Source organism: Pseudomonas batumici (assembly GCF_036585405.1).
In the GTDB taxonomy this organism is placed as follows: Bacteria; Pseudomonadota; Gammaproteobacteria; order Pseudomonadales; family Pseudomonadaceae; genus Aquipseudomonas; species Aquipseudomonas batumici.
Map to the genome: position 1 here is coordinate 196,580 of NZ_CP144470.1, position 26,662 is coordinate 223,241.

The 26,662-nt window shown below is 58.9% G+C and carries 27 protein-coding genes and 2 pseudogenes; 4 read left to right on the forward strand and 25 right to left on the reverse strand.

All coding sequences use genetic code 11. The annotated features are described in order from the left end of the window. Nucleotides 1-113 precede the first annotated feature (113 nt). The 3 genes from NUH87_RS00945 to NUH87_RS00955 all read right to left on the reverse strand — a co-directional run bounded on the left by NUH87_RS00945 (nucleotide 114) and on the right by NUH87_RS00955 (nucleotide 1,864). Complete coding sequence (locus NUH87_RS00945) at nucleotides 114-470, reverse strand: HNH endonuclease (RefSeq protein WP_338524296.1); 357 nt, start codon at nucleotides 468-470, stop codon at nucleotides 114-116. Between the two features lie 228 nt (nucleotides 471-698). Next, nucleotides 699-1,337 (reverse strand): hypothetical protein, encoded by a 639-nt coding sequence (locus tag NUH87_RS00950; RefSeq protein ID WP_338524297.1) that lies wholly within the window; start codon nucleotides 1,335-1,337, stop codon nucleotides 699-701. A 185-nt stretch (nucleotides 1,338-1,522) separates the two neighbouring features. Continuing rightward, the gene (locus NUH87_RS00955; protein WP_338524298.1) at nucleotides 1,523-1,864 is read right to left on the reverse strand and encodes a DUF1640 domain-containing protein; all 342 of its coding nucleotides are present in this window, start codon (nucleotides 1,862-1,864) and stop codon (nucleotides 1,523-1,525) included. Nucleotides 1,865-2,437: 573 nt separating this feature from the next. On the opposite strand from NUH87_RS00955, the gene NUH87_RS00960 reads away from it, so the two are divergent. Continuing rightward, nucleotides 2,438-3,712: a DUF1173 family protein gene (locus tag NUH87_RS00960; protein ID WP_338524299.1), complete on the forward strand. Its 1,275-nt coding sequence runs from the start codon at nucleotides 2,438-2,440 to the stop codon at nucleotides 3,710-3,712. Nucleotides 3,713-4,148: 436 nt separating this feature from the next. After that, on the forward strand, nucleotides 4,149-4,892 hold the full coding sequence (locus tag NUH87_RS00965; RefSeq protein ID WP_338524300.1) for a hypothetical protein: 744 nt from the start codon (nucleotides 4,149-4,151) through the stop codon (nucleotides 4,890-4,892). 269 nt (nucleotides 4,893-5,161) lie between these two features. Here the strand turns inward: NUH87_RS00965 and NUH87_RS00970 are convergent, their stop codons facing one another. The 18 genes and pseudogenes from NUH87_RS00970 to NUH87_RS01055 all read right to left on the reverse strand — a co-directional run bounded on the left by NUH87_RS00970 (nucleotide 5,162) and on the right by NUH87_RS01055 (nucleotide 21,668). Beyond that, entirely contained in the window at nucleotides 5,162-7,954 is a 2,793-nt protein-coding gene (locus tag NUH87_RS00970) for a conjugative transfer ATPase (protein ID WP_338524301.1), read from the reverse strand. Next, nucleotides 7,954-8,373, reverse strand: coding sequence for a TIGR03751 family conjugal transfer lipoprotein (locus tag NUH87_RS00975; protein ID WP_338524302.1), 420 nt, complete (start codon nucleotides 8,371-8,373; stop codon nucleotides 7,954-7,956). Before NUH87_RS00975 ends, NUH87_RS00970 begins: the two co-directional genes overlap by 1 nt. After that, nucleotides 8,354-9,826, reverse strand: a complete 1,473-nt coding sequence (locus NUH87_RS00980) for a TIGR03752 family integrating conjugative element protein (protein ID WP_338524303.1) — start codon at nucleotides 9,824-9,826, stop codon at nucleotides 8,354-8,356. The genes NUH87_RS00975 and NUH87_RS00980 overlap by 20 nt, the downstream gene beginning before the upstream one ends. Further along, nucleotides 9,816-10,712 (reverse strand): TIGR03749 family integrating conjugative element protein, encoded by an 897-nt coding sequence (locus tag NUH87_RS00985; protein ID WP_338524304.1) that lies wholly within the window; start codon nucleotides 10,710-10,712, stop codon nucleotides 9,816-9,818. The genes NUH87_RS00980 and NUH87_RS00985 overlap by 11 nt, the downstream gene beginning before the upstream one ends. Nucleotides 10,713-10,714: 2 nt before the next feature. Then, entirely contained in the window at nucleotides 10,715-11,392 is a 678-nt protein-coding gene (locus tag NUH87_RS00990; RefSeq protein ID WP_338524305.1) for a PFL_4703 family integrating conjugative element protein, read from the reverse strand. Next, entirely contained in the window at nucleotides 11,389-11,793 is a 405-nt protein-coding gene (locus NUH87_RS00995; RefSeq protein WP_338524306.1) for a TIGR03750 family conjugal transfer protein, read from the reverse strand. Before NUH87_RS00995 ends, NUH87_RS00990 begins: the two co-directional genes overlap by 4 nt. 12 nt (nucleotides 11,794-11,805) lie before the next feature. Next, on the reverse strand, nucleotides 11,806-12,168 hold the full coding sequence (locus NUH87_RS01000) for a TIGR03745 family integrating conjugative element membrane protein (protein WP_338524307.1): 363 nt from the start codon (nucleotides 12,166-12,168) through the stop codon (nucleotides 11,806-11,808). A gap of 40 nt (nucleotides 12,169-12,208) precedes the next feature. Continuing rightward, nucleotides 12,209-12,448 carry a TIGR03758 family integrating conjugative element protein gene (locus tag NUH87_RS01005; protein ID WP_338524308.1) on the reverse strand — a complete coding sequence of 80 codons (240 nt, stop codon included), beginning with the start codon at nucleotides 12,446-12,448 and terminating at the stop codon, nucleotides 12,209-12,211. After that, complete coding sequence (locus NUH87_RS01010; RefSeq protein WP_338524309.1) at nucleotides 12,445-12,735, reverse strand: RAQPRD family integrative conjugative element protein; 291 nt, start codon at nucleotides 12,733-12,735, stop codon at nucleotides 12,445-12,447. Before NUH87_RS01010 ends, NUH87_RS01005 begins: the two co-directional genes overlap by 4 nt. Before the next feature lie 596 nt (nucleotides 12,736-13,331). Further along, nucleotides 13,332-13,832, reverse strand: coding sequence for a hypothetical protein (locus NUH87_RS01015; protein WP_338524310.1), 501 nt, complete (start codon nucleotides 13,830-13,832; stop codon nucleotides 13,332-13,334). A gap of 408 nt (nucleotides 13,833-14,240) precedes the next feature. Continuing rightward, complete coding sequence (locus NUH87_RS01020; protein WP_338524311.1) at nucleotides 14,241-15,131, reverse strand: tyrosine-type recombinase/integrase; 891 nt, start codon at nucleotides 15,129-15,131, stop codon at nucleotides 14,241-14,243. A gap of 154 nt (nucleotides 15,132-15,285) precedes the next feature. Further along, nucleotides 15,286-16,035 carry a TIGR03747 family integrating conjugative element membrane protein gene (locus tag NUH87_RS01025; RefSeq protein ID WP_338524312.1) on the reverse strand — a complete coding sequence of 250 codons (750 nt, stop codon included), beginning with the start codon at nucleotides 16,033-16,035 and terminating at the stop codon, nucleotides 15,286-15,288. A 338-nt stretch (nucleotides 16,036-16,373) separates the two neighbouring features. Further along, a pseudogene (traD, locus tag NUH87_RS01030) lies at nucleotides 16,374-18,503 on the reverse strand (type IV conjugative transfer system coupling protein TraD); the annotation flags it as partial. A gap of 2 nt (nucleotides 18,504-18,505) precedes the next feature. Next, a complete protein-coding gene (locus NUH87_RS01035; RefSeq protein WP_338524313.1) occupies nucleotides 18,506-19,066 on the reverse strand; it encodes an integrating conjugative element protein in 561 nt (186 codons plus the stop codon). Next, nucleotides 19,063-19,635: a lytic transglycosylase domain-containing protein gene (locus tag NUH87_RS01040; protein ID WP_338524314.1), complete on the reverse strand. Its 573-nt coding sequence runs from the start codon at nucleotides 19,633-19,635 to the stop codon at nucleotides 19,063-19,065. The genes NUH87_RS01035 and NUH87_RS01040 overlap by 4 nt, the downstream gene beginning before the upstream one ends. Next, nucleotides 19,620-20,357, reverse strand: a complete 738-nt coding sequence (locus tag NUH87_RS01045; protein WP_338524315.1) for a TIGR03759 family integrating conjugative element protein — start codon at nucleotides 20,355-20,357, stop codon at nucleotides 19,620-19,622. The genes NUH87_RS01040 and NUH87_RS01045 overlap by 16 nt, the downstream gene beginning before the upstream one ends. A 10-nt stretch (nucleotides 20,358-20,367) precedes the next feature. After that, on the reverse strand, nucleotides 20,368-21,042 hold the full coding sequence (locus tag NUH87_RS01050; protein ID WP_338524316.1) for a hypothetical protein: 675 nt from the start codon (nucleotides 21,040-21,042) through the stop codon (nucleotides 20,368-20,370). Then, complete coding sequence (locus tag NUH87_RS01055) at nucleotides 21,042-21,668, reverse strand: PilL N-terminal domain-containing protein (RefSeq protein ID WP_338524317.1); 627 nt, start codon at nucleotides 21,666-21,668, stop codon at nucleotides 21,042-21,044. Before NUH87_RS01055 ends, NUH87_RS01050 begins: the two co-directional genes overlap by 1 nt. 150 nt (nucleotides 21,669-21,818) lie before the next feature. On the opposite strand from NUH87_RS01055, the pseudogene NUH87_RS01060 reads away from it, so the two are divergent. Next, nucleotides 21,819-21,997: pseudogene (locus tag NUH87_RS01060) on the forward strand (IS5/IS1182 family transposase); the annotation flags it as partial. A 35-nt stretch (nucleotides 21,998-22,032) separates the two neighbouring features. Here NUH87_RS01060 and NUH87_RS01065 read toward each other — a convergent pair. From NUH87_RS01065 to NUH87_RS01075, 3 genes are all read right to left on the reverse strand, one after another. After that, nucleotides 22,033-22,482: a hypothetical protein gene (locus tag NUH87_RS01065; protein ID WP_338524318.1), complete on the reverse strand. Its 450-nt coding sequence runs from the start codon at nucleotides 22,480-22,482 to the stop codon at nucleotides 22,033-22,035. A gap of 217 nt (nucleotides 22,483-22,699) precedes the next feature. Further along, the gene (locus tag NUH87_RS01070) at nucleotides 22,700-24,187 is read right to left on the reverse strand and encodes a Shedu immune nuclease family protein (protein WP_338524319.1); all 1,488 of its coding nucleotides are present in this window, start codon (nucleotides 24,185-24,187) and stop codon (nucleotides 22,700-22,702) included. A 484-nt stretch (nucleotides 24,188-24,671) separates the two neighbouring features. Next, nucleotides 24,672-25,148 (reverse strand): GNAT family N-acetyltransferase, encoded by a 477-nt coding sequence (locus tag NUH87_RS01075; RefSeq protein WP_338524320.1) that lies wholly within the window; start codon nucleotides 25,146-25,148, stop codon nucleotides 24,672-24,674. 452 nt (nucleotides 25,149-25,600) lie between these two features. On the opposite strand from NUH87_RS01075, the gene NUH87_RS01080 reads away from it, so the two are divergent. Further along, nucleotides 25,601-25,795: a hypothetical protein gene (locus tag NUH87_RS01080; RefSeq protein ID WP_338523686.1), complete on the forward strand. Its 195-nt coding sequence runs from the start codon at nucleotides 25,601-25,603 to the stop codon at nucleotides 25,793-25,795. Between the two features lie 219 nt (nucleotides 25,796-26,014). Here the strand turns inward: NUH87_RS01080 and NUH87_RS01085 are convergent, their stop codons facing one another. Next, nucleotides 26,015-26,365: a hypothetical protein gene (locus NUH87_RS01085; protein ID WP_338524321.1), complete on the reverse strand. Its 351-nt coding sequence runs from the start codon at nucleotides 26,363-26,365 to the stop codon at nucleotides 26,015-26,017. Nucleotides 26,366-26,662 lie beyond the last annotated feature (297 nt).

Genomic DNA, 26,662 nt, shown 5'->3' on the forward strand with positions numbered 1-26,662 from the left:
GAATCGGCTCGCAATTCGGTATTCAGTGGAGGGCATCGTGTTGAGCTCGGAGCACTGAATGACAACCGCCCCATGGTCGTGAGTACGACCATGGGGTGGTTGCTAGATCCTGCTTATGGCTGATCCACTGACCCCATCAGACGAAATGGATGCCAGAGACCTTCCAGCACCTTGCTCTGGACGAGGTCCCGATAGGCTTGCGACGGCAGAGCAATCTTGCCCTGATGCCGGCGGAGGTTGCACAGCTTGCAGGCTGCCGCGATGTTTGAAGCACGGTTTGAGCCGCCCTCGCACTTGGCCACCAGATGTTCGGCCGTGCACTGCATCTGCAGGGCTTGCCTGTGCGAGCAGCCATAGAGCTGTGCGTATTTCTGGGGCGAGGTGACGTACATGGGGTAGTCGCAGTAACAGCAGCGACCCTCCTGACGATAGAACGCATAGGCGCGCGCTCTTGCGATGGAGTTGGACACTAAAGGCCTCCTGGTTTCAGAAGAGGTCCGCGGTGCTGCCAGATGTCTTGCGCCGTCTTCACGGAATCAAGGCATCATGGCGAGTGGTGCTCGATGCGGTGTCCGCATCGGCATTGAGCCCAGCACCTCGGTTTCATAACGTTGCGGCAAAGGAGAAACCGTCTACTCACCCGGGAAGGTGAGCAGACGGTCGGTGAGCCTCAGTCAGGCTGGGGCAGGGGAAATGAGTCAGTACTCATAGGGCAGCAGCACAGTGGTGACGCGCCTGTCCGCCTCGGTGATGATCCAGAGTCTTGTATGGTCTCCGGCGTCAATGTTGTAGGCCGAGAGCAACCGGGTGCCGTTCTGCAGCGCCTGGACGTTGCTCAGCTTGTCGTCCTCGTCCAACTCGCCCCAATCACCGGCGAGGTGCCGTTTCAGGTATGGAAGTATGTCCAGCAGCCCTTGTTGCTCAAGCTGACTGACACCTCGAGTCATCACCATTTGGCCGGGCTCAAAGAGCAGGCTTTGAGTGTGCCGAGCCGATTGAGTGTTTTCGCTCCTGAGCATGATCCGCAGCTGCGTCGGTACGTCATGATCTCGCTCGACGATCAGGCGCAGGTCCAGCCAGTGAAACTCATCCTGCAGATGCTGAGGTGGCAAGCGATAGAGGCCGAAGTCGTAGGTGTAACTGCAAAGGACCGACACCTCGGGCCGTTGGAGAATGGCTCGATAGCCGGCCCTGATGACTTCGGTCAGGCGTTGTTCAAACTCCATCCACTCAAAGGGATGGTCGGTGTAAACGGCTTCCTGCCAGGTGCGTGCGCTGAGCACGACTGGAAGTTTGATCAACTGCTGTTGCAGCGGGGTAAGGGCATTCAGTTGCATGGGATCTCTCCAAAAAAGCCCAACACGGAGAGACACTGCACCCGTACGGGGGAGTGTTCCCCGCATGGGCTGAATAGGTGATGAATCAGGGCGTGGCCGGTGCCGACGCCTTGTTACGAATGGGCCACCGATGAAGATCGTGTGGCTGAAGGTTGATGCAGGTGTTCAAACCAAGAAGACCTGGTCTACACCCCAAACATGCTTCGGATCAGGGGCGCCGCTACACAGAGAAATGTCACCCCGATGCTCCATTGAAGAACTCGGGTAGACGATCGTTGGTCCTTGAGTTCGGCTCTCAGCTCAACCCCCTGTTCTCGCAAAGCAGATTGCAGGTCTTTGATCGAGGCGCGTAGCTCAGTGCCCAGGGCATTGATGGACTGTGTCAAATGGGTCTCGACCTGTTTGAGGTCAGCCTTTGATGCAAGTTTTTCCACTTCGGCCTCCCAAGCGTGTACCACCGCTTTGGCTTTGTCAGGGGGAACGTTGGCGGTTGTCAACGCGTCGTAGATCGTTATCGCAAGTGTCATGTTGTCTCCTGTACGGAAAGTCGATCAGGAGACCCACCCGACGGTGGATTTCCGTCACGGTGGGGTTGAGGCATTCGGTCGACGAGGATTTCGTCGATTGTTCGCGCTTCCGAATGCTGAGCGAACTACAGATGACCCATGAGCTTGAAAGCCCACCGTAGCCTTGAAGGTCCTGGCTACCTGGGAAGGTGCTGCCAACGACAGCGAACCAGCCCAGATAGTCGATCCAAAGCTGCTGGACGGGATAGTCGGACGTTTCCTCGGATTGCGTGGTCTCCTGCCTAGTGTTTTGAGTGTCAGTGATCCTAGGCGCCGGGATGCGGGGGGCCCTAGGGGGCGGTGGACCGAGAGGTATCCAGTTAGCCCCCTTTCATTCAGTGACAACTTTGGCCTTGGTGGCCTAGGTGCGCTCGAACATGATGAAAGGCCCGGCGCGTCTGGGTGATGTCAATGCAGGGTAGGGGGCGGAGTGCGTGAAACTGCCTTCACGGATTTGCTCAAGCCCCTGCTCGAGAACGCTGACAGTTAGGACAACGGCCCATCGCGAGGGGCCTGCACAAGGAGAGTGTTTCCATGCTCAATGAGCGTTTCACGGTCGTGATCGACGGCCAACCCTTCTCGAAGCTATTTCAAACGGAGGATCAGTTCGCCAAGGGCTGGAAGTCGGTGTTGGAGATGGCCTATGGTCGCACCCACGCCTCGTGCCGCTGCCCGGGCAAGGGTGAGCGTAAGCTGGCCATCAAACGCCGGGAAACAACCGACTATTTCCACCTGGCCAGGTTCGCCGGCACAGGCCCCGAGCATGCCAACGAATGCCGCTTTTACGCGCCAGCACCCGAGCGGTCAGGCATGCAGGGCTATGAGATCGGCGTGGTCGAGGAGGGTGATGACGGCACCTTGCGTGTGCGTCTGGCGCGGGGCCTGCTTGAGCAAGCGGCGAAGGGTGAGCGTGCCGATAAGGGCGTGGGCATTCACAAGCCCGCGGCGAGCCTCCGCAAACCGGTGATGACCTTGCTCGGGCTGCTCCATTTGCTGTGGCAAGAGGCGCGGCTGAACGTCTGGTACCCGGCGATGGAGGGTAAGCGAACCAGTGGGCTGGTCCATAGCGCTCTGCGTCAAACAGCGGGCCGGATCAAGGTCGGGCGCATGATGCTGAGTGACGTGTTACTGGTCAGTGCGACCCCTCGCTCCAAAGCTGAAGTCTCCAACGAAGGCGTGGTGCTGGACGCGGTCCAGCGCAACCGTCGAGTGATTGCGGTCTCGCCCTTGGCGCGCTTTGACAAGGGCAAGCACGACGGTGTGATCTTCAAGCTACCTCTGGCCGGGCCCTTTGGCATGCCTTACCTGAACATGCCCGCCGAGCTCTGGCAGGACACCGAGAGGCGATTCAAGCAGGAGCTCGCGGCCTGGAAGCGCGGAGAGCGGGTCATGGCGATCGCTCAGCTCAACGTGGAAACGGGTAGCTCCGGTGCTCGCGCCCAGGTACTGGACCTGGCCCTGATGCATGTCAGTGAGCGCTGGATACCGCTGGACTCCGATTACGAATCCATCCTGGAGGCCAAGCTGTTTGCCGCCGGCCGCCGCTTTGAAAAACCGCTTCGCTATGACGCCGATGAGTGTGAGTTCTTCCCGGACTTCTGGCTCCTGGACATGAAGCAAGATTTCCCCCTGGAAGTCTTTGGGATGAACACGCCCGAGTACCTGGCGCAGAAGGCCCGAAAAACCCAATGGTACGACCGCGTCTACGGAACGGAGGGATGGTGGAGCTGGGACGCCACAGAGGATTCGAAAGAACAGCGGATGCGTGAGTTACCTTGCACAATGCCTCAGGTGTTGCGTTCGTTTTAACGGGCGAAGTTCGAGGTCCCACTCTGATTTGCGGGCACTTTCGCCCGCTTCACGCAATGAAGAACTCCGGAAGATCAATCGCTCCTCACCCAGGCGAGTGGGGGCAGGGGCCAGTGAGTGGCCGAGTTGGTCATGATTTTACCTTGAATGGGAAAAAGACCAGCGCGGTCCTTTCCAGATTCATATTACTGATCTATGGTTTCGAGCGGTTCATCAGGATGAGCCTTTTCACGCTCAGGTTTTGATCACTTACGTTTACGCGCTACCCATCATCGGTGCCAGCTCTGCGATATTCGACATGTCCAGCTTCAACAAGTACGCTGTACTCGCTGAAAAAGAACGGAGTCTCGTAATAAATTAGTCGGGAAAGTTTTTCAAAACCTTCAAGTCTTGGCCTGTCGAGAACGTCGCTTGCGTTCATCAGAAGAGGTATTGCATGATCACTATAACCTACGATAATGGTTGGGATAGCAAAGAATTCCTGCTCCCTAATCTAGAATCGAAAGTGCCACAATCGGAGCACGATCGATTGATCACCAATGCTTTGCAAATAGTGAGGAACACAGCTTATCCTCCGGAGAAACTGACCGGTAATGCCTCAAAAATAAGATTGGGCGAGTTCAAGAAAGCTTGCGACGATCAGGTCCCCAACGTTCTGCGCGTCCAGAAGGGTATACATCAGCGGTACACCGCACATATTACGGCACAGCTTGATTCAAACGGCATTACCTACCACCTGAACGTTATGGGTCGAAAAAAAGGTGGGGACGACAAAAATGCTCGATTTATTTGGGAGATTGTTTCCATCAGCTCGGATGTGGACGCAGTAGAAGAACTGCAAGTCGTCGATAGCGCGGGCCTTTTCCATCCGAGAATGAGGCGCAACAGCATTTCCCTTGCAGATTATAACGATGCACAGGTGGCCTGGGCAATTGAGCTTGAACGCAGAAACCAACAAACGACCAATGAACAGCTTGTAAACAAGGTTATGAGTGCGATTGAAAGCAAGTTGCAATGCAAGCCTAAGCGGATGCTTAATTTTAAGGAGAAACTGCTTAATGGAGAGGCAGTTCCCTTTCTGACTAAGAAGAATCTGACGATGATGTGCACGTTGGTCGCAGAAGAAAAAGCTGTAGAATATGTAATTGCCGGTGGTATCAAAAAGAAATTTTACTTATAAAAATTTATAGCGATTCCTTTTGGTCTTCCGATTTTGACAAGAATGCGCTCGCGCATAACATTGATAGATTCCTGCAAGTGCCTATGAAGGCGGGATTTGAAAACATTAATTAAATATTCCGCCAACTCACCTTACGTGATTAATCGGGCGCCCACCGATGCAGCCGTAGGTTGGTAATCTCATTTGCCCCCTGCGTCAGCTGCGCAGCCAAGGTGCGCAGCTCTTCGGGACCCAGTGGGTCGAAACTCTTACTGATCATTCCCCACCGTTTAGCCTGAAATCCCGCGCTTTTCATCAATCCGCTGTGCCACGGCTATCGCCGCATCCAACTCGCTGATGCCGTGCGCCTTCATCAGCGCGAACCGCTCTGCTTTTTCTTCCGGCTCTGTCATCGCTGTGGCCAGGTAAAGGCTCGGCGGTACGGCCCGAAACAGTACCTCCATCGACTTTGACAAGATCACCCCTTCGGTGAATTTCCCGGACTCTTTCCTGGCGGACAACATCAAGGCTTTCTGTGCCTCGGTAAGCGCCCGAAACCGCGCAATCTTGTTGACCTCATCCGGCGGCATGCTCAGGCAGATCCACCACTCGATCATGTTCAACATGGGTTCGGCGGCCTTGGGCAGGTCATCGATGTTCTGGGTGGCGAGCCAGAACCAGGCCCCGAGCTTGCGCCACATTTTCGTGATCTTGACCACATAGGGCGACAGCAACGGGTTCTTGGTGATGATGTGGCCCTCGTCGGTGACGGTGATGATGGGGCGTCCCAACATCTGGTCCCGCTCGGCGATGTTGTTCACGGTGTTGATGAGCGAGATGTAGGAGATGGACAACTGGGAGTTGTACCCCTCACGGGCGTAGGTGGCGAGGTCCACCAGGGTGATATCCGCTTCCGGCCAAGGTGTACCGTCACGGTTGAATAACTCGCTCTCGGCGCCTTGGCAGAATATGTCCAGGGCATCGGCCATTTCCAGCAGACGAAGGCGCCGCGGCTCCGGCAGGTGAGCGTCATTGCCCTGGTCTCGGAGGGCATCACGCACGTCCTGAGTCAGCACGGTTCGGTGTTGGCCTACGCAGGTGTGAGCGGCATTGAGGATGCACTGACGAATCAGGCTGCGGTCGGCTCGCGTTAGGCGCTGCTCTTCCTTGTCTTCGCCACCGGTGATCATCAGGCGGGCAGTGATTTCCAGCTCGCCCAGGACATCACGCTCATCGTCCTCCGAGGATTCGGCCTCATCCAGATCCTCGGTATCCAGCGTCATGACGCGGTCGGGTGTCGCCACCAGTCGGTAGGCATCGGCGAAGGGCGCCAGGCTCACTCCAGAGCCGGGCGCTAACTTGACCCGATTGATCGTCAGCCCCAGACGCTTGGCGAAGTCGGCAAACAACCCGAAGCTGTTACCGGCCTCCGCAATGAACAAGCGCGGTCGGTACAGCGCCATGACTTGGTTGAGCAGGTTGTTGAGGGTGGCCGACTTACCGGCCCCAGTCGGCCCGAACAGGAACAGGTGCGCGTTCATCTGTCGATCGAGACGATTGAGGGGGTCGAAGGTGAGCGGGCCGCCACCGCGGTTGAAGAAGGTGAATCCAGGGTGCCCCGTGCCTTCGCTACGTCCCCAGATGGGCGCCAGGTTGGCGACGTGCTGCGCGAACATCAGCTGGGTGTACCACTCGCTCTGGCGCATCCCCGGATTGAACACGCAAGGCAGCCAACGCAGGTAGCTGTTGAGCGGCGCCACTTCGTGCTCATCGCGCACGGGCTGAAGCCCTGCGTTGAGCATCACGTTGTGGAGCTGCAAGGTGCGGCGGTCCAACTCCTCGACATCCTGACCCCGCAGGTAAAACGCCACCGAGCCCCGGTACAGCTTGTGCGCGCTGCCAAGGTGCTTGCGTGCTTGATGCACGTCTGCGCGGGTCTGCTCGGAAGCCAGCGTGTCCCCAACTGACTTTTGCGCGAGGTGGTTGAGGTGGGATTCCAGTTGGTCTTGCGGGCAGATCACCAGGGTGATGCAGAGTACAGTGTCTTCGGGCATCTGATCGAAGAGGGCATTGATGGCATCGCCGCCCTTGGGCGTTTCCCCGGTCAGGTGGCCGATGACTGGTGGCGTTCGCAGGCGATCGAGGACCACCACGCGATGGGGCTGCTCATCGAAGTACCAGAGCCCCTGGTCTAGGTCCGAGCGCGGTTGTTCGAAGAACAGGCGCTGGGCGAAGTCGGTGCCGCTGGCCAGTTCCAGCTCATCGCCTGGCGGGCCCTCGGGGTAGGACGCCAACTGATAAAAACGCTCACGGTCCGCCCGGGTTTCGCCCAACAGACGCGGATGCGGGTTGAACCAACGCAGCAACCAACGATGAATCTGTGCGCCGGTCATGCGCTGGGTTTTGACGCCGGCATTACCCAGGCCTCCCAGCAAGCGGTCGCAGACGCTATTGAGGGCCTGCTCGTGGGTTTGGCCTCGACGTCCATCAGCGCCCTTGCTGCGCCGGTAGACCACCAGCCGCACTTTGCGACGCTGGCCGCGCCAGGGCAGTTGGGTCACCACGGTGTCTTCAAACAGTCCGCCGGGTTTGGACAACGCCTCCAGGTGCTGGCTAAACATGCTCAGGTAGCACTCGGTAAAGGCTGACCCTTGAGCGCGGGGCTGCACATAGTTCCTGAGGTTTTGCAGATAGCCGTCCCACTCGGTTTCATCCTGGGCGTAGAGCTGCACCACCCACGGCTGCTGCTCCCGCTCGTCGAAGCTGTCTTGCAGGGCGTTTTCCAGTGCATCGCGCACCGTGCACAACCAACTCGCTTCGCGGCCTTCTGTGCCGATCGGCGTCAGCTCGAAAAACGCTGCCACCGACTCGCCGTCCTCCAGCAGGAGGCACTTGGAGTCAGGCAAATATTCGACCCAGGGCAACAAGTCCACAAAGCTCGGCGTCACGGCGTACAGCGCCTGCTCATCGGCCTTCGTAGCGGGGCGCTTTCGGGGGCGACTCGCGGCGCCAGGCTCCGGCAGGCCGTGGGCCTTCAACTGTTCGACGTACTGCGTCCAGGGATCGGTCTTGTCCGTCTCCATCAGTAGGCCTCCGTGCGCTCGCCGGGCAGGGCGTACTGCACTCGCTGGTAGAAGGGGAAGACGGTGCTGTAGCCCGGCACCGGGACCGGGTCCGACCCCGCCAGATGCGGAAAGACGTACATCACGAGGTCCGGGTTGGGCAGGCGCTTGAATTGGCTATGGATCTCGTTGTGAGCCGTGCGGGTGTAGGTCAGTTGATCGGTGCCGGTGTCATCCAGAGGCCGACGCAACGCCAGGCGTGCCGCTTGAAGAGGACGGCTCAGGGCGCCTTGAGGGGCTGGCCCGGCGTGCTGATCCCAGAGGTCGGTCATGGTCTGGGAACCGTGAGGGAGCAGCTCGCCCTTGTCAGTGGTGCAGCCGCCGGTAAGCAGCGTGATCAGCCATAGGCAGGCCAGGGAATTAATCGAGGGTCGATGCATGGGCGCCTCCTGTTACATGCCGCACCTGGCGGCCGAGGGTTTCGTAGTCAATCTCCAACTGCCTATCCAGGTGCACGGCCACGGGTGCGCCGGGCTGCACGTAGACGGCGGCAAAGGCCTGGCCATAGAGCTTGTTCACCCAGTCGCCGATGTCTTTCACGCCACCGGACAAAATGCTGTTCAGTGCCGAGGGACCGGCCCCGATCGCGGCTCCGCTAGGTGTGAGCACAGTGCTGGCGTCGGCCTTATCGGCTTCGAGCAGCTTGGCCACCCCGGCGCCGGCGGCGGTGAGCAGGCTTTTGGTGCCCAGGTACTGCTGGGCGTTGGAGCGCCGCTCACCGGCAATGCACGGCACACCGTACGGATCGCTGAGCCAGCCGATGCCGCCTTGGATCTTGTTCAACTGCGACTGGCCGGTCTTACCCGTGCTTTGGCGGCTGGCCAGTTTTTGCGGCGCGGGGAGCGTGCGAATACGTCCGTCGTTGAACACAAAGGTCAGGCTGACGATTTGCCCGCGCACGCAGGAGAGCGTCCAGTCCCCGGCGGCGGTGCCGCTGATCACCGCACCTGCCACATCCGGTAAATCAATACCGTTGGCGGTGAGGTTGTCGGGACCGATCAGCACCTTGAAGGGGTAGGGATCGTTCACCACACCGTCTACTGGCACTCGCCCGATCAGCGCCGTCATAGCGATGGAACCGGTCAGGGTGCTGTTCTCCGGCAGGGTGTAGACGGGCTTAGCTGCGGCTTTGTCTTCAGAGGTTTTGATATTGCGGCCTACTGCACCGGTGTTGGCTTTGAGCGCCTTCTGGCCTTGATGGATGGTGTCCTCAAAGGCCGTCGGGAAACTGAAGCCCTTCGCGGGTTTACCGGAGCCGGCCGGCAGCGGCTTGCCCTTGGCATCGACGGCAGCGGCGTCCTGGGGCTCGGTCCAGATGAGGTCGTCGTGAGTGCCGGGGAACGACGCCTCGTCACCAGGCTCCAGGCCAAGGCCGATGGGCAGGTCGGCAGCGCCCTTGTTCAGAAACGAGGTCGAGAGCTGTTGCTTGAGGTCTTCCAGCAGGTTCTGGGTATCCTGGGGGCTCAGGCTTGAAGGACCTTTGTGCGGCACCTTCTCCAGCTCCGTGCTCAGGGCTTTCTGGATACGCTGGTCGATGTCGCTATCGCGCTGACGCAGGCGAGCGTTTTCCTTCTGTTGGTCTTTGTTCTCCGTGAGCAAGGCCTTGAGCTCCGTGCGCATGGCCTTGGTCTGGGCCACCAAGGTGGCCACGGTGTCTTGGGGCGTATCGCCGTCGATGCCGAGCAGCTTCATGTCCTCCGGGGTCAGGGATTGCTCCGTACCCCTGGGTTTGGCGGCCGGGACGTCCTTGGAGGAACACATCTTGAGCACCCCGAAGACCACCAGCAGAATCAGGGGCAGGAGCAACCACTTGAGCAGGCCATTACTGGTCATGGTCACCTCCGGCTACGGCGGAGGCGATGAAGGCGGTACTGGCATCCACCGGGCTGAGGGCCGGAGGCAGTGCTTGCGCCAAGCTCCGGCCACGGGTCACCAGGTAGACCACCGTGGTGTCGCTGGCCTGGCCGGTGGGCCCTAGGTTCGGGTGCTGGAAAGCTGCACTGACGAAGTCACCCTGCAGTTCGCGCGGGTCCAGTGAGATGGGCGTGATGGCGCGGTTCTGCAGCTTGACGGCACTGACGGTGTGGTCCTCCAACTGCCAGGCTCCCAGCCATTGGGCCATGACCGGTTGTGTGGGCATCAGGCCCGTCAGGTCCAGGTCGCGGTGCGATTTGACCGGCAATACACCGGGCAGGGGCTCGACGGTACGCAAAGGGGCATAGAGGTTTTGCGCTGCGTAGCGAGTCAGGGCCACCGGGATCGGCGTTTGCTGCGACGCGGGAGGGCTGTTCGCAGCGGTGAGGGCCGCCTCAGCCTCGGTGTCCGACGGGGACGTCTCGGCGGTATCGCCGTAGCTCATGGACGAGCCAGACGCTTTCACGATTTTGACAGGTTCGAGCGCAGGCTGCCCCTGGCCGTCGGTGGCGGTGATGTCGATCAGGATGATTTCGCCCGTGCGCACGTCTTGCAGGTGCAGGCGAGTTGACTTGATCGGCGCATTTGCTCGCAGGTAAAGCGTGCCGCCCGTGCTTTGGATACGCAGCGTGTCACCCAATGAGCGAGGGACGCCGACCCTGACGTTCTGATCGATGAAGACGATGCGCTCCTGGTCGACGTACAGCGGCACGACCAGGGGCAATCGCGCCCACGGCATGAGCTCAACGGCTTGGGCCGTCGTACAGCTCAGCCAGAGGGGGAGGAGGAGGTTTAATCGACGCATGACTAGCTTCCTTGCATAGCAGTGGCGGGGCTGTGGGAGGGGACAGGGTCGGGCGGTGGGGTGATGCGTTGCGGCGCGCTGTCGTAGCAGTTAAGGGCCAGGCCAAACGGGTTTTTCTCCGGGTCGACGTCCAGGCGTACTACCTGAAGGGGGTAGCGCACGAAGGCCTGCTTGACGCGTTCCGAACCGTAAAACTCCTCGGTCGCCAGGTCCAGGTTCACCACCCAGCGGTCCCGCCCCAGCACCTTGACCCGAAGTTCCGGGGCGTCGCCGTAGCCCCGGTCGGGCATCTCGAATACGCCCCGGGTTCGGCCGCGCAGCTCGCCGGCGGTTTGGCGTTTCTGGGCGTCGCCTTCGAGATGGGACTTGCACTGCGGGGTCAGGTAGGCCGAGAGCTTCTGAATGGCCCGCGGGTAGTTCTTCTCGCCGTCGACGGGCCAGCGGTTGAGCTGCTGGAAGATGTAGAAACCAAAGGTGTACACCGACTCCGGTGCCACCTCCCACCATTTGCGGGTGCTGCCGGAGCGCAGGTCCGGAGGAATGTGGATGGTCAGGTTTCGGGGGGCGTCCCACCACCCCAGGCCCATGACCAAAGCCACCCCGAACAGCAACCCACACCCAATGCGCAGCGAGAGGAGGTGGGACTCCAGTCGGGCCACCTCGTTCTTGAAACGGCTCATGGGCGTGGGCTCCGTCGAGTGCTCCAGCGCCCTGAGCGCCTCACCAGGTCGGCGCCGCCGACCCAAGCCGTGAGCAGCGGCCAGCGTGACGCGATGGCGCATTGCAGGTAACGGTGCAGCCAGGTCTCGGGTTTGCCGCGCTTGTGGCGGCGCAGCCATCTGCCGCCCACTATCAGGCTCAAGGCTGTGCACTTCACCAATGTAGTGGGCGCCAGGGCGACGCTCTGAAACAGTATCGCAATGCCCAACCCTAGGCCCGCGCCGATCACCGCGCCCAAGACGACGGTGATCCACATCTCATCGGCCGTGAGCCCCAGCACAATGACCGGTTGGCGATTGAGGCGTGATGGCAGAAACCGAAGGGTACCGTCGTGGAGGGTGTGATCCGAGTCTTGTGTCATGGCCGGGCCTCCTCACAGCACATCGGTGCCTTTGGTCAGCAGCCAGATGATGATCACCAGCAGCAGAGCACCCACACCGCAGGTCAGCCCGAACTGACCCCAGGTCTTCTTGCCGTTTTGCACCTCTGAGTAGGTGGTGTAGGCGTGATAAGCCACGCCACAGAAAGCGGCGGCCGCGATGGCCAGGGCGAGCAGGGAGACGATGTCGAAGGCATGGTCCTGCAGGGTCTGGATCATGCTGTCCGATTCGCCACGACTCGGGGCTTCCATTTCTGGGAGCGCCGCGAGGGCCCAGCAGGACCACAGGGCCGAGCAGGCCAAGGTGCAGCGCGAGAACAGGTGGGTGATGCGGTTCCATCCGATACGATTTTTCATCAGGTGCCTCCAATGGCAGTGGGTAATCCAAAAAAACAGGTCAGTGCAGCAGCAGAAAGGTGAGCAAGAGGTAAATCAACAACACCTTCGCAGTCAGGCCAGCGAACTTCCCCTGGGAAAGCTGACCGCTGGCCCAACCCCGGTAGCCTGTGACGAGGGCCCAGGCGGCGAAGATCAGCGCGCAGGCCAGGACCAGGCCGATCAGCAAGGTGGTGCTTTGTTGTGGGCTAAAGCCGCCCATGGCCTGAAAGGCGCTGAGCTGCGGCGCACTCATGCTCATGGGGAGCTCCCAGCGGACCGGGTGTAGTGGCCGGTCAGCTCCGGTGGCGTGCGGGGTTGAGCACGTGAGGGCGTGAGGTAGCCCTCAATGCCGCCGCGAACCTGCTCCAGGTCTTCAGAGAGGCGGGCGTAGTCAAAGGTGAAGCGCGACTGGTCATCGGTGGGGAGGGCGGCACTGGCATTCACCTGCCGTGTGACGGCCTCCAGTTGACGCAGTACCAGGCTCAGTTGGGTGCGCTCGTGGGCCGTGGGCTCGGCCATCACCGTGGGTACGGTGAGGCTCGCCATTAACGCGATACATCGAAGGGAGGGTATGGGATAGGGCATGGAGTTGGCTCGCTCGAAGAAGGTTCAAAGAGCGTGCCGAAAGGCGAAGCGGGTGACAGCAAGAAAACAGGATTCGGTCGAATGGCTTTTTTTCTAGGACCTGAAAATTGCGTCTCTGCGCTATGGCCAGAATGAAACGCAGAGGTCCATAGAGCTCTGCGCATGCCTCAACTTCAATAGGTATTTAGTACGTCGGATAGGCGGAGTATATGTATCAGGTTGCTCGATAGACTTGGCGATCACAAAAGAGGGGTGCTTACTATGCCGAGCGAAGTGAAGCTAGTCATTTTTTATTTCTGCACGGGGGGCGAGGGCAAGCGTAAGTTGATACATATTGAAAATATTTACCCCACTTGTCAGAAATGAAGAGGGGTGTTTGTAATACGATCTTCATAGGGTTGCTGGCAACGACGACCAGTTTGTTTTGATTGAGCAATGGGAACCAAAATCACCCCTGGAGGTTCATGACTATAGGTCTCAGATGATTGCAGCGGAGGTACCGCAGCGCCGGGGACGGCCTGAGGAGCGGACCACTGGGCGCCGCGGTGGCAGATCAGCTAGCCAATCTGGACAATCGGCCCAGTAAGGGTTGGGCTTGGAGGAAGAGACCCATAGGTGAGCGAGAAGCTCTGCATGCCGCGCCCGATCGACACTTCGGTGCTCCATCGGACTTGAGAGTATCCACTCCTGGTGGGTCTACATATGGCGGTTTCGCCGGGAAGAACCGCTTCACAAGTGAAAGTCATGGTCTGTAGCCCATTGGCAAAATCGTCGTACCACCACCGCACGTTCGCGATCACTTTGCTGGCATCCATCACGTCCTCTAGTTTGATGGTGAACGTCACTGACTCGATAGGAGAACGCGTGTTGTTGTGCAATATTGGAGCACCTTCTTCAGGGGTCGGGTTGCGGGGGTAGCATTCCTGTCCGACCGGGTTCAACTGCAATGCACTGGGCAGATTTAAGGTGATCTGGATGTCATTCTGGTCGAAGAGGGTATAGGTTTGAGCCGGACTTTGGTCTTTGTTCGAGGTTTTTTCTTTGATTGCTTCAGACATTTTAATTTCCCTTTTTCGTATGTGCTGAAATTCTGGGCAAGAACTTCTCCCTGCTACGCGACTCAAGACTTTGGGTGCGCGTTTAGTATTTTTGATTGGTCTATTCACTCTGTCAATATTTGTATCGGGGTTTATTTGATAAAGTGCCAGCGTTTTTAAGGGCACCCATTAGCCGGCTCTACGTCAATATCCAAAGCCTACCCGCCCTGCTTTTTTAACAGCAGGGTGTTTCCCTCGTTAAACCTGATCGGTTGAGCCGATCGAACCCGTTTCCTCGTTTTTGGCTACGACAGAGTCGCGCCAGTCACCCATATGGATCAAGCCCGATGATCCAACCGGCGGTTTGCCCGGGCTGCTCGACCAACAGGCTCTGGACAAAGACCGCCGATGCCCACTCAAGCTCACTGCTTACGAAAGGTTCACGTATCGATACGTTCTACCTTCTACATCACGTTCGTCGTTGTACAAGTCGGTCATGCTGGCGTGCTTATGACCCAGGAGTGTTTGCGTATTGATCCCCTGACTTCGATACAGGCGTTCGGAGAGCGAGCGGATCTCATGGAGCGTTGGCGGGGATCGCCAGGTTCTGCGTGGGAATGCCTCGTCACGGCAGGCCGCAAAAGAGTGGGTCAGCATGGCTGTGACGTAGGGCTTTCCGTCGCGCCGGGCAATGAACGTGTTGCCGTTGGGCTGCACCTCAAGGCACCGATCTATGGACTCTCCGACGCTCATGCCAATGGCGTCGAGCTTCAGCTCAAGCGGTATTGCGACGCAGGCGCCCGTTTTCTGCTGAGTGACGTGCAGGTGACTGGCAAAGACATGGGGAGGCGCCATCACGGCCACATCGGCGCGGCGTTGCGCGGTAACCAAGGCTAGATTCAGGCAGTTGGCAAACCACGGCCTCTTCCAGGACTCTGCGACCTCACGAATTTTCAGGAAGTGCCGCAAGCTCAGGCGGGCACGTGCAGGCCGAGGGGCAGGTGCTTTAACCGGAGATAATGGGTTGTTGATGACCAACCGGCAGTAGACCGCCGCGTTGAAGAGCTCATTGGCCTCGATGTATACCCGCCGGGCAGCAAAAGGGCGGCCGCTGTTCGCGATGTTATTGATTAACAGCTCAAGGTCGTGAGGCATGATCTGATGCAGGAGGCGATTTCCCAGCCCGAGGCGCAGGTGCCGCAGGTTATTGAGGCGGTCGCTGATTGTTCGAGGCTTGAGCGGGCGAGAACGAATCAGCTCTTCCTGCAGATCGCACCACTGTGCGAGGGTCGTTGTACCGAATGGGGGAAATTGGAGCATGGCAGCTTCTCTCCATCACTGAAGTTGAAAGCTGCCTGTACGGCAGTGGGCGTTCCAATTTAACGGATAAGAACCCTTTGGTTTCAGGGGGCTGTATTTCTGAATATGTCCTCGTGATTGACCTGAGTGATGGGCTGCAGCAAAGCCCCAGCACTCACAGGTATTTCTTGAAACTCCCAGCCGAGATACTCACCACTACGCCCAAGGCTGCTGCGCAGGGCAGCAACACGAGCAGAGGGCTCACGGTCATTGGCAGCGCGGGATATATGATCCAGGGCGCGACCCACAGCGGCACGATCATCCGCTTCGCCCGGTGGTAGATGAACCCGGATTCTCTGCCTGCGCCAAAGCGGCGCAAATCCCGACGCACCAAGCCATCGATCAGCCCCGTGAAGACCGCCATCAGGAACAGGGGCAGCGTCAGCACCAAGATCAGGATTCGCGCCAAAAAGGTCAACACCGCATAGACCGCCGCCAGCCCGTAGTCTTCCAGGTGCACATAGGCCAGCCCCAGGTAGTACTGCAACCCGGTGCTCCGATTGCTGTTCAACCGGGCCTGTTCGGCGGACTGGGTGATCCAGTGGATCAGGCCGGTTTTCTCAAAACCCCATTCGTACGCCAGACCGATGATCCAACGGGCGGTTTGCCCGGGTTGCTCGACCAACAGGCTCTGAACAAATGCCGCCGACAACCACTCAAGTTCGCTGTTCAGCATGTCCCGCGAGTGATGCCAGCCTTCCTCGGGCCAGAAAAAGTACAGCCCAATCCACTCGGTCACCACGCTGAAAAACAGCGACACCAACAGGATGCCGAGGAGGGTGAAGGGCAGTCCAAGAACCTTGCTGATCAGGCCTTTTTCACGGTACGCCTGCTGGCTTTTTGCGGTGTCAGTGCTCGCGGCCATGGTCCCCTCCTGCTCAGTGCACCGAGACGATCACGGGTTCGAAGCAGACCAGCAGTGGACCTGCGACCGAGTCTTCCACCCGAATGTGGATCGGGGTGGTCCACCGTGGAGACAGGCCGTGCTGATTCAACTGGTCAAACAGTTCATACGCATCATGGACCCCCAACTGAGTCTCTCTCAGCAATCTCCCCAGGACCTTGGATATAGCCTTCACCGAAGAGCCCGGCGCCCGAAGCTGAGCGAAGCGCAGTTCTAAACGGGTGGGCCCTATCATGGCTGTGCCTCCTCTGTATCCGTCGCATCGGCCGCGGCCAGGGAGGCGTCCTTGGGGCAGGGTCATCGTCCAACAGATCTGCGGGCAGCGATTCATCAAGCACCCGCGTCCCGCTGCCCATCCACCACTCGCCACCTCCGTTGATGTAGCGTTTGCGCATGTGCTGCGCCAGGGTTTGCAAGTCCTTGGGCATGCATTCATCAGGATCGGGGGCGGGTAGCGGCATTCGGATCTTCCAGAGATTGGCGCCTTCGATCAGGGCAAAGGCTTGCCCCTTCGGCAGGCTGACGATATGGGCCGGCTCTATCAGTGGGACACTGGTGGAACTGACCCGGTCCTGGGTGTTGCTCGTGAAATCGGTGTTGCCCGTGGGGTCTGAACTGTCCGTCGCACCGCTGACTAGCGTGGTGGAGTAGACATCCACCTTGGGCAATTGACGGGTCAGCAACTCGGCGGTGGCGGTCTCGCGTACTCGCAACATGAAGAGGTTGTTGAAGTTGCCCACCACCTGACCGGCCTTGGCCCGGTTGCCGATTCGGGCCTCAATGTCGCTGAGGGTCTGGGTGTAGGCGCTGACCTGGATGCCCGCACCGCCGCCCTTGTTGATCATGGGAATGAACTCATCGCCCATGAGCTCGTTGAACTCGTCGGCGTGAAGGTTGATGGGGATTTTCTGATCCTGGACGGCACCGGGCAGGCCGTCATCGATGCCGAACTTGTAGATATGGCCTGCCACGGACACCAGGTCCGAAAACATCGAGTTGCCCACGGCCCCGGCCACCTCCGGATCGGACAAGGCATCCAGCCCGACGTAGACGATGGCCCGCTTACGGATGATCTGCATCCAGTCGAAAATCGGCCGGGGATCGTTGAGGTCCGTGTAGTTGGGCGAGATCAACTCGGCCATGTGCCCGGTGGTGAGTTTCTCCAACAGCGGCAGGAGCGAGGCGACGATCTTGTCGAAGTAGGTCTTGTCATAACGGATTGCCGAACGCAGTCCATCCATGACCGGGTCCGCCACTCGGGTTTGTGAGAGGTACTGGTCAATGGCCGTCACGCGCTTCTGCCGGCCCCGCATGTTGTAGGGGGTGTTCTTTTCGTTGAGGGCGCCTTCCAGGGTGACAATTACGTCCCAGGCCCTGGGATCGTACTTGGCGAAGTAGTAACCGCTGTACTCGATGAACAGCGCGTCGATGTTGATCACGTGTTGTAGGATCTTCAGGTAGTCCGGGCGGATTCCCAGTTCCACCAACGCCCGGGCGATGATGTTGACAAAACGCCAGGCAAACTCCCGAAACGCCGCGCTGTTACCTTCACCCGAGAGCTGGCCGGCGATGCGGCTGGCCACTTCGGAGATGCGCCCAAACCGGCCCACGGCGTTGTAGCGTGCCGAAATATCCGGCCAGCCCAGGTGAAAGACATAAAACTCGCCCTCACGCCCGGCGCGTTTGGCTTCGATGTACATGCGCTTGAGCAGGTCCGCGTCACCCTTGGGATCAATCACGATCACCGGCTCGAATATGGGCAGGCCGTCGACGATCTTCTTGCGACGGATATCCTGGGTGATGAACAGTTCCGCCAATCGGGTTTTACCGACCCGGGTCGTGCCCAGAATCAGGCTGTGACCGACGCGCTCTCCGAGGGGCAGAGATACTTCGACTTCATTGGGTTCAACACCATGCAAGCGAGGGGATCCGCCCACTGGCGGGAGCGGACGCACCGGATTGAGCGGGCTGTCCCAGGCGGTAACGCGGGGCACCAGGCTCAACGGAAAGGGCACTGATTCCAGACGCGCTTCCAGTCGGCGAGCGGCCTGAAACGCTGCTGTGGGTTCTACGTAGCGACGAAACTCGGGCCGGTAGGTCTGCATCAGGCGCTGGGTGTGCCGCTGTTCCCATCTGAAGCCGATTCCGACAAAGAGCCTATGGTTGCTCACGGGCACCTGCTTGCTGGTCATCACATAGCGCGGTAAGCGACGGATGTTGCGCCGGTAGCGCAACACCACCAGCGCCTGACGAAGGCGCATCCCGCCGAACGCTAGAAAGAACAACGCCGACACCCCCCCGAAGAGCGGTGTCAACGCCAGCGACCAAGGTGCGAACAGACTCAAGTACGCCCCAATACCACACACCGCCACGGTGTACAGCTCCACCGCCGGCCGCAGCAGCGCCTCGATGGTATGGGACTGGGTCATGACTACTGCTCGATACCGGTGGACGTCACCAGTACGGGGTAGTGCTCAATCCCCAGCCGCTGCGCGAGGTCATCCGCTGCCGCCGGCACCATCTCCAATCCGACGCCCAAGGCACGCAGCTCAGCAAGGGCCGCCATCCGCTGCACATTGACCACCCACCCGACGGCCTTGAGGTCGCGCAAGACGTCGCCACGACGCTGCAGCCACTCTCTTGACAACTCGTCATCACCTACCAGGAATACGGGTCGTAATCCGGCGGCGTTATGCGTGCGGCTCTCGAAGGACCCTGGGTTCAGTGATGGGGACTTCACCGGCAACATGTCCGCCTCGCTGTACGCAGTGATACGCACCGGCGGCAAGGTCATGGCCTTGGCCGGTTGCTCATCCGGCAACAGGTTGAGGGAGCGGTAATAGGCCAGGGTCGAGGTGCCGCCCCGGTCATCGACGACGATCAGTTCGGCATGGGCAAATGAGCACGACAGGCTCGCCAGTGCGCCCAGGGCCAGAGAGGCCAGCGGGACACGGAAGACAAGAGGAGATGGGGAGGTAAAGGTCGTATTCATGGGGTCTTCATTCCTTGAAGGTTGGGGGCGGTGAGACGAGTCAGGTGCTTGGCAAAGGCCCGGCGGTAGCGTTTGGCGGGAGCGCCGCCGGCCGGGCGGTGGTACCGGCCCGCGGCGGCGGTCCAGTCGCTGTCCGGGGATTTGTGTTTCAAGAGCAACATGGTGGCGACAGCCAGGTTGCGGTACGGGTTGAGGGCCGCGCAGGGATGCGCAAAGTGCTCACCGTTCCAGCCCAGGTTGATCTGGCCCAAACCGGCATCCACCTGCTTGGCACTGACCATCTGGAGGGCCTGGAGCAGGGCACTGCACGCCGAGCGCCGATCCGCAAAGCGGTAAGGCTGGCCGGCCACGTTCAGGGTCCAGGGCCAGGGGATCAGCCGACCACGGACGCGGGCACCGCTTTCTTGAAGGGCCAGCGCGTACAGCACGGGTGAGGGGACCGGCGTGCCCCGGGTGGCCCATTGGTAAGCGGGCGGTGGCAACTCAGTGGCGCTGACCTGCAGGGCCAACAGACCACCCCCCACGAGGCCTGCACACGGCCAATGGCACCGGCTCATTGCCGCTGCCATTGGCCATTGACCTGCCGCATGACGGCAGGAAAGGCTCCGTTGTCGCCCAGACGGGCCCAGTGCCCGGCGTCGTGATTGAGGGTGATGTCGCGGTTGAGAACCTTCTGCGGCTCAATCCCAGCCCGTTTGGCCCAGGCGCGTAGACGCTCATCTTTGCCTCGGCTGTCCACCAGGTACAGATCGAAACCCTGCGCCGTTTGCTGAAGCTGCCTGACGCGCTCCGGGCAGTTCTTGCAGTTTGTGGTGACAAACACCGCCAATCGCGCCGATGAAGTAACAGGGGATGCCTGGGCCAGGCTCTCGGTGCCCATCAGGTTTACCGGCAGTTGCCCAGGGTACAAACGCTGGAAGGCATCGTTGTAGGCATTCTGGTAAGCCAGCAGCTTCTGCACGCGAGCGAACTCCGCCTGCACCTGCTGTTCGGCATAGCGCTGCTGTTCCTGCGGATCTCTCGCCTCAATGCCTAACGCCGTCAGCGGATCGAGGTTGGGCGAGTACACACCCAGTGGTCCTTGCATCAAGCGGCGGTAGCGCTGCCACTCTTCTGGCTTGAGGCCCCATTCGGTGGCCAGCGCCTGTTCAAGCGCTTGAGACGGGTGTTCCTGGTGTTGCGTGTGTGGCGTGTTTTCAACGGTCAGGGGGATCAGCGTTTCGGCCTGCACCACCGAAGGCAGTAACAGACAGGCGCCGCTGAACAACAGACAGAGAGGGGATACGTTCATGGCGCAGCCCTCACGGGATCGAGACGGTGAGCGAACCACCGTCAGGTCGAATCCATCGTGCTTTGTTCGGCTCCAATGCTTCCAAGCGCCAGCCCAAAAGCACCCGTCCCGGCCGAAGTAGCTCAATGTCCTCCAGTCGCCGTACCTCTGTGAGTGTCACAGCCAAAAATAACTCACCGCCGCGTGACTCCAGACCCACGATGCTGAAGGGTGGTCGTGCGCTGGTTTTGCGAGGACGTATGGCCTTGGGCACGGTCGATGAAGAACCCCGTGCAACAGCAGAGGAGGGGATCGGCACAGTGGCCGGAGCAGGAGGGGCTTCTACGGCGGCCTTGAGCGTCAGTAACGCACCCTCTGTGTTTTCCACCTGGGTAGTCAGCGCAGCGAGTCCCGAGACGACGGTCTCTACGGAGCGGTCCGCCGCCCGTCCCTCAACGCGCTGAAGGAGTGCCTGTTGCGCGACCTGAAAATCGGCCTCTGTCACGCAGCTCAGCGACTGCAAACCCTTGAGTTCGGCATCCACCCTTTTCAGATGCAGCTGGATGCTGTCCAGACCTTCGTGAGAGGGCGTCGAGGCCACAACGGTGGAGAGCGTCGAGAGTTTGCTTCCCAGGTAGACCGCGGTGCTCACCAACAGAATCAGCGTGGCGCCCTGAATGGCTGAATACAGCGTGGGACGCTTCATCACTCACCTCCCAGCGGGCGCGCCGCAGGTGAGGAAACCGCTCCTGCTGTACTCGTCTTCGCGCCAACCACTACGGTTGCCGGCAGCCGTTCCGAACCCTTGTCTCGCGCCACAAAGCAGATGCTTCGGGTTTTCTCGTCAACCTCCACTCGCCAGGCCGGCCCAGCCAACGCCAGCAGTGCATTGCGCACAGTGATAGGCCCCAGCCGGTAGTGAGCAGCGGGCAAAGGGTGGGCATACAGCACCTGCACATCGCCCGTCCCTGAACCGTCCGCCGGGCACAACCGATAGCCTGAGTGGCGCAGAACGTAGCGCATGGCTTCCTGAACCGTCGGGTTCAAGGCCTCCGGCAGATGGATATCGATCACCTGGCTCAGCAGATCCAACTGCTCGGCCCGGGGCAGCGTGCTGGCGAGGGTGTAACGGCCCTCTCGCTGTACAGGCGAACGTTCAGGCTGCAGCCACTGAACCTGGGACCGGTGTGAAACCTTCGAAACGGAAGGGCGTACAACCTCCGTCTGGGCAGATGAAGTCGTCAACGATGCGCAGCCCGACAGCGCAATCACGGTCAACGGCAAGGCGAGTGTTACAGCGGTGGCCAGCGGCCGAGTAGGGGGAAAAAACATCCATGTGTCCTCACGCAGTGGTGAGGACACAGTTGCAAATCAGAGCCGGCGGCGCCGCAAACAAACAGGATTTGGGGCGAAGGTATTTTTCAGGTGGGCGATGCAACGGAGTTCTGAGCAGAACCTAGAGAGCGAATATCAATGCGGAGGGTGCACGTAGTCGATGCCTTCGTTGACAAACTCGACCTGGCCTTTTTGGGTTTTGACGACGCTATTGCAGCTGACATAGGCCGGCCTCCTGACCACCCCGCGATCCAGCTGAAGATCTACATCGATGGCTGTCTCAACCACATCAGTCGAGCCAGTGCCTGGAGCAAGAAGCCCAACGGCCATCGCGCGCACCGACGGCGCACAACTCATGTGGCTAGTCGCTGCTACTGCCCACAAGGATCCAGCGCTTACCTTGAGCGTGGACGTCGTAGGCAAACTCCCAAAATACCGGGTAGGCGGGGTGACCTTTTTTGAACCAGAAGGCTTTTATGTCGTCAGCCTCATGGACGTGTGCGGTTTGCATCAGTTTTTCAGCGAGGAGCGTGATTTCATCTAGCTTGGTAGCCAAATCCACCGGCCCTGAACCTTCATCGCCAGGATGAAGCAGTAGCTCCATCACTTGCTGTTGAACTTCGCTAACTGAAACGTCTGTGGCGCCGCCCACCACACTGTCTCGGGATACTGCGTGTGTGAGGGCCTCGGCCAATGATTGGCTAGCGTCCAGAGGGCCGTAGACGTTGACCCATACGCAATAATTGTAGCCGTACAAAAGCTGTTCCAGCCTGAGAAAATCTTCAGGCCTGTCGTCTCGCGTAATTTTCATAATGCCCTAATGGTCAATCATTTCTGAACAACTGTAACGGCGGATCTTGCATTCTTCCGTATGAAACCGTCTGGCTGAAGTCGGATGGCTGCTTACGATCCACGGCAGGTGGTCCAGGGGTGAAGGTCAAATGCTCCACTGACGGAGCTATTCTGTAACGTGGAGTTTGACTTGGGCTCCATCAGGTAAGCCATCGATTTCCTTACGCTGCATTGAATCAGAAGGGCAGGTCTTCATCCGCAATCGGCTCAGCTACCACTGGCGGTGATGGCGTCAGCGCTTGGTGAATGCTCTCAAGGCGCTCCTGTAGCTCATCAAAGGTAACTACGAGCACATCTCTCAAGCTATTCCGATACTGCTCAAAGGCTTCCTGTTTGTCCTCCTCATCGGGGGTCCGGCCAATGATGACAATGGCCGCCACCGCATGAGCGTGAACACGTTCCTTCAGATCATGCGCCAGGCCGAAGATTTCGCGCTGTACATTGCTGCGCTGGCTAATGATCTGACCGACCGCGCCGCTGAGCTCGTAGGACGGGGTATAGGTTTTCCTATACGGCTTTCCGAGAAGGTCATGCTGGGGGTGCTTGATCTCGATCAGCGCCAGGTTTCCGGTCGCCTTTGCTGCCATGAGGAAGTCGGAATATTGGCCACCTCGTCCACTGAAGCTCTTACCACCTACATAGGGCTGATCTGCGATTTTCTTTACGGGGTACCCAAACGCCATGTCTAGGATAAAGGGGTTTTTACTTAGGAACGCTTGCCATCGAGTCTCGTTGGCATTGCTATCTATCATTCTCCGATAGACATCGATCAGTTGGCCGAGGGTGACGAGCTCGATCTCCGCTTTGAGGTTGAACAGGGTGCTAGGTTCGGACTTCGCCAAACTTGGGACGCTTTGCTGAGCGAGCTTTGCTGCCTGCTGCTGGTCTTTTGGAGAGAGCTGGGGAGTGGCTGAGCCCAGTGACACAAGATTAGCCAGCAGGTCAGGTGGTAGTTTCCGTGCTCGTGGCGGATACAGCTCGGGGGCCGCCTGGTGGAGTAGGCCGGTATAGCAAACGAGCTTTTTATCCGCAGCAGTTTCCCGCTGATGACGCTGTGTCAGTTGATCGAGGCGCTTCCTCAACAGCTCAAACTGACCTATCCCGAGGTAATAGGTGCTGCCCTGCACCCGGGCATCGTTATGGCCTCGCCCGCCATGAAGCACGATTTCCGTTACACCCTCTAGTGAGGCGACGGCTTGAGCAATATACCGGTATTCATAATGAAACCCGAGACCAAAGCGCCAGTCCTTGGCGAGTCCTGTCGGTAGACCTTCAAGTAACTCTTCGACACCATACTGATCAGCAGGATGAGCATAAGGTTGGTAAACCGGGCGAGTGATTAGGATCGACTTGATGGTGTAATACTTTGGCTCCCCATACTCTGAGTGACCTGCCCGTGGGTAGATTGGGTAGATGGTCAAATCTTCCGGCGTCACCTGCAGGAGGAGATGCCAATCAGGAGAGTTTTCAGGTAGCGCCACGTCGCTGTAGTACACGCGGGAGCTGCCATAAATTTCATCCGCGTCCCATTCAAACTCATCGTCGCCTGCCGGGGCATCGTCCTCTGCTGGATCGTACTCGATGTCATCGCGTTCAAAACGAAGGAAGGGGCCTCCGTCCGTGCGCTGCTGCATCGTGTACTGGGAGGGGCGCATGGAGGCCATCTGAGTTGTCCTCAAAACGAAAAAAAGACATTCCTTTTGGATGCTCTGCCGTGATTGCCAGGCTCTGACTTTGAACGACAGGAGGAGAGGAGTTTATAGGGTGCGGTAAACGTAGAAAAGCGGAGGCTATGGTAATAGGCCAAACGTGTCGTTGGCCGCAATGGCATCCGCCTCGTCGTTGAATATGACCGGCGACCATCGCTCCCGCTTGATAGCTGAAAGCAGAGTAAAAAAGCAGCGCTCACACAGGTGTATTTCGTACTGCTCACCGGAATGCTAGCAGGCCATGGGCCTAGTTCGCTGTCAGGGAGCCAAACTGATGCCCAGCTCCCGCTATGTAGGTGTTCTGTCCATATCGATTACAGCGGACGTCAACCACATCTGCTGCGGTTTCTTGGGTGGTCTTCATTTCTACCCCTCCAACTGCAAGTACGCTTCATGATCAAGCTAAAGAGGGGCGACTGACAATGGCCTTGGTAGGTGATCAGGCTATCTGCTGCTCCAGTGCCTCTCGGATGGCATCGACAGAGCCCACCCAATGCTGGCGATTCTCGTAAGGGGTGAAGCCCAGCCGCTCGGCAAATGCAGATGCTTTCGCGTTCGCACACTCGATGGCTAGGTGGCGATAGCCAAACTTCGGTGCCAAATCCACCAGTCGCTTTACCAAGGCGTGGCCATGTCCAGCACGTTGATGTTTGAATCCAATACGAGCGATCACGAGACTGTCTCGTGGACAGATCGCGTTTGGCCTTGCGAACAAACGGAAGTAGAGGTCGAATTGCCTGCTCAAAGCTGAGACGGTTCCGAATGATCTCCAGACGCGCTGCTGGACGTACCTGGGCTTATAGGTGAACCGCTCAAGAATGAACTCCCTCAGGTGTGGTATGAGATCCTCACACCGTGCTTCGGAGAACTCGTACCACTCATCGTCACTAGCATCGGCAGCGGGAAGGTCATGCATTGTTCTGCTCCTGTCCTAAGGAAGAAGAGCGAAGTGTAGACGGGAAGTTGCCGGTTGCATTAAGGCCTGCTTGGCCCTGGTCATTGTGCGGTGTCGTATTGCCTGAATTCGGTTGTGAGGGTGTCCAACTGAGCGGTATCGCATGGTCAGCGGGTGATTAGGCTTACCATTTCCCTGGCGCCTGAGAGGTTCTTTGAAAAGGTTGCCGTTGAGTCGATTTTACAGGCTGCAGAGCAATTGGCGTTGCTCGTCCCGGCAGCGTTTCGGCTTCAAGTCCGCTCCGCGTAAGATTCTGTGCCAAAAATGGATGACTTCTGTTCACGATGTGCCCTGAAAGCTCGCGCCTGGCGCGCCGACTCGAACGGCGTATGAATTCCCATCTGACGTGTTGTTGGGGATTTACGAGCGCTCAAGAGCCGCTACACTCCCTGCTCTCTGTTTTGGACCCCGCTATGAATCTCTCTGACGTCGTTCTTGTGCTGCTCCTGGCGGCACGCATTCATGGTACGGATGAGGCGGTGAGGGCATCGGCCAAGAGCTGCGTGAAGAAGCTGCCACGGTCCAAGCGCGACCTGATCTACAACGTGATCAACAGCCGCAGCCCGATGGATCTGGTCGCTTTTCTGGCTGAAAACCTCGACGACTGACACAGCAAAACGATCGATCCGTATTTGAGGCCCAGGGACCTTTTTTTGTCCATCTGTAGCGGCGGCTAGGCCCTGAATGCCTGATGTGATGAGGCCGTGCGCCTGTACGGAGGCGTGCCCCCGTACAGGATGAGTGGCTGTGAATCAGCACTTAGGCCGTGCCGAGCAAAGGGGGGGCACAGACGCCAACCTGCCAGGGCACGTTGTATACGCTGTGGCCTATTTGAATGTATCGATCAATGCCAAGACAGAGATCGCGGTGAAGGGGGGAGCGACGATCGCGAAAAGGGTGGAGTTCCACAACTGTTTATCGAACTTGATCATATCCAGTTCGAACCTTACGTTTCTGATCAAACAGGTCAACTCAGTGCTCTGAGAACGGATGGACGAATGAAGCTGGTGTTCTCGCTGCCTGATGGTTGACCTTAATTCGTGATCGACCCCTTTCAGTTCATAGCTTGAGGCGAAACGGTCAATGTCGGCCCCCCAAGCAGCCACCGCAGTTTTGAGTTTTTCTTCAATACAGCTGGTAGATTCGAGCGCATTTTCCAGGCGTTTTGAGGACTTCATCGTATCTCCTGCAATCGATCATTTGTCCGGCGGCAAGGCCTGTCGGCGAGCCCCCGTCAGTGTGAAAATCGGGTCTTCAGTCGGCGAGGGTGTCGACGACTGCCCTCGCTTATGAATGCCCGGCGTACTGCACTGATCAACGCACTCCTGTACGTCGTAGCCTTGTAGATCATGACCGCCTGATGAGGGGCTGTCCTCGACAGCGACCCCGTGTAAATGGTCGATCAATCCCGTTGGCTGAGGTAGTCAGGCATTTCCCACGATTGAGTCGGCCAAAAGCTGACTTGATGCCTGTAG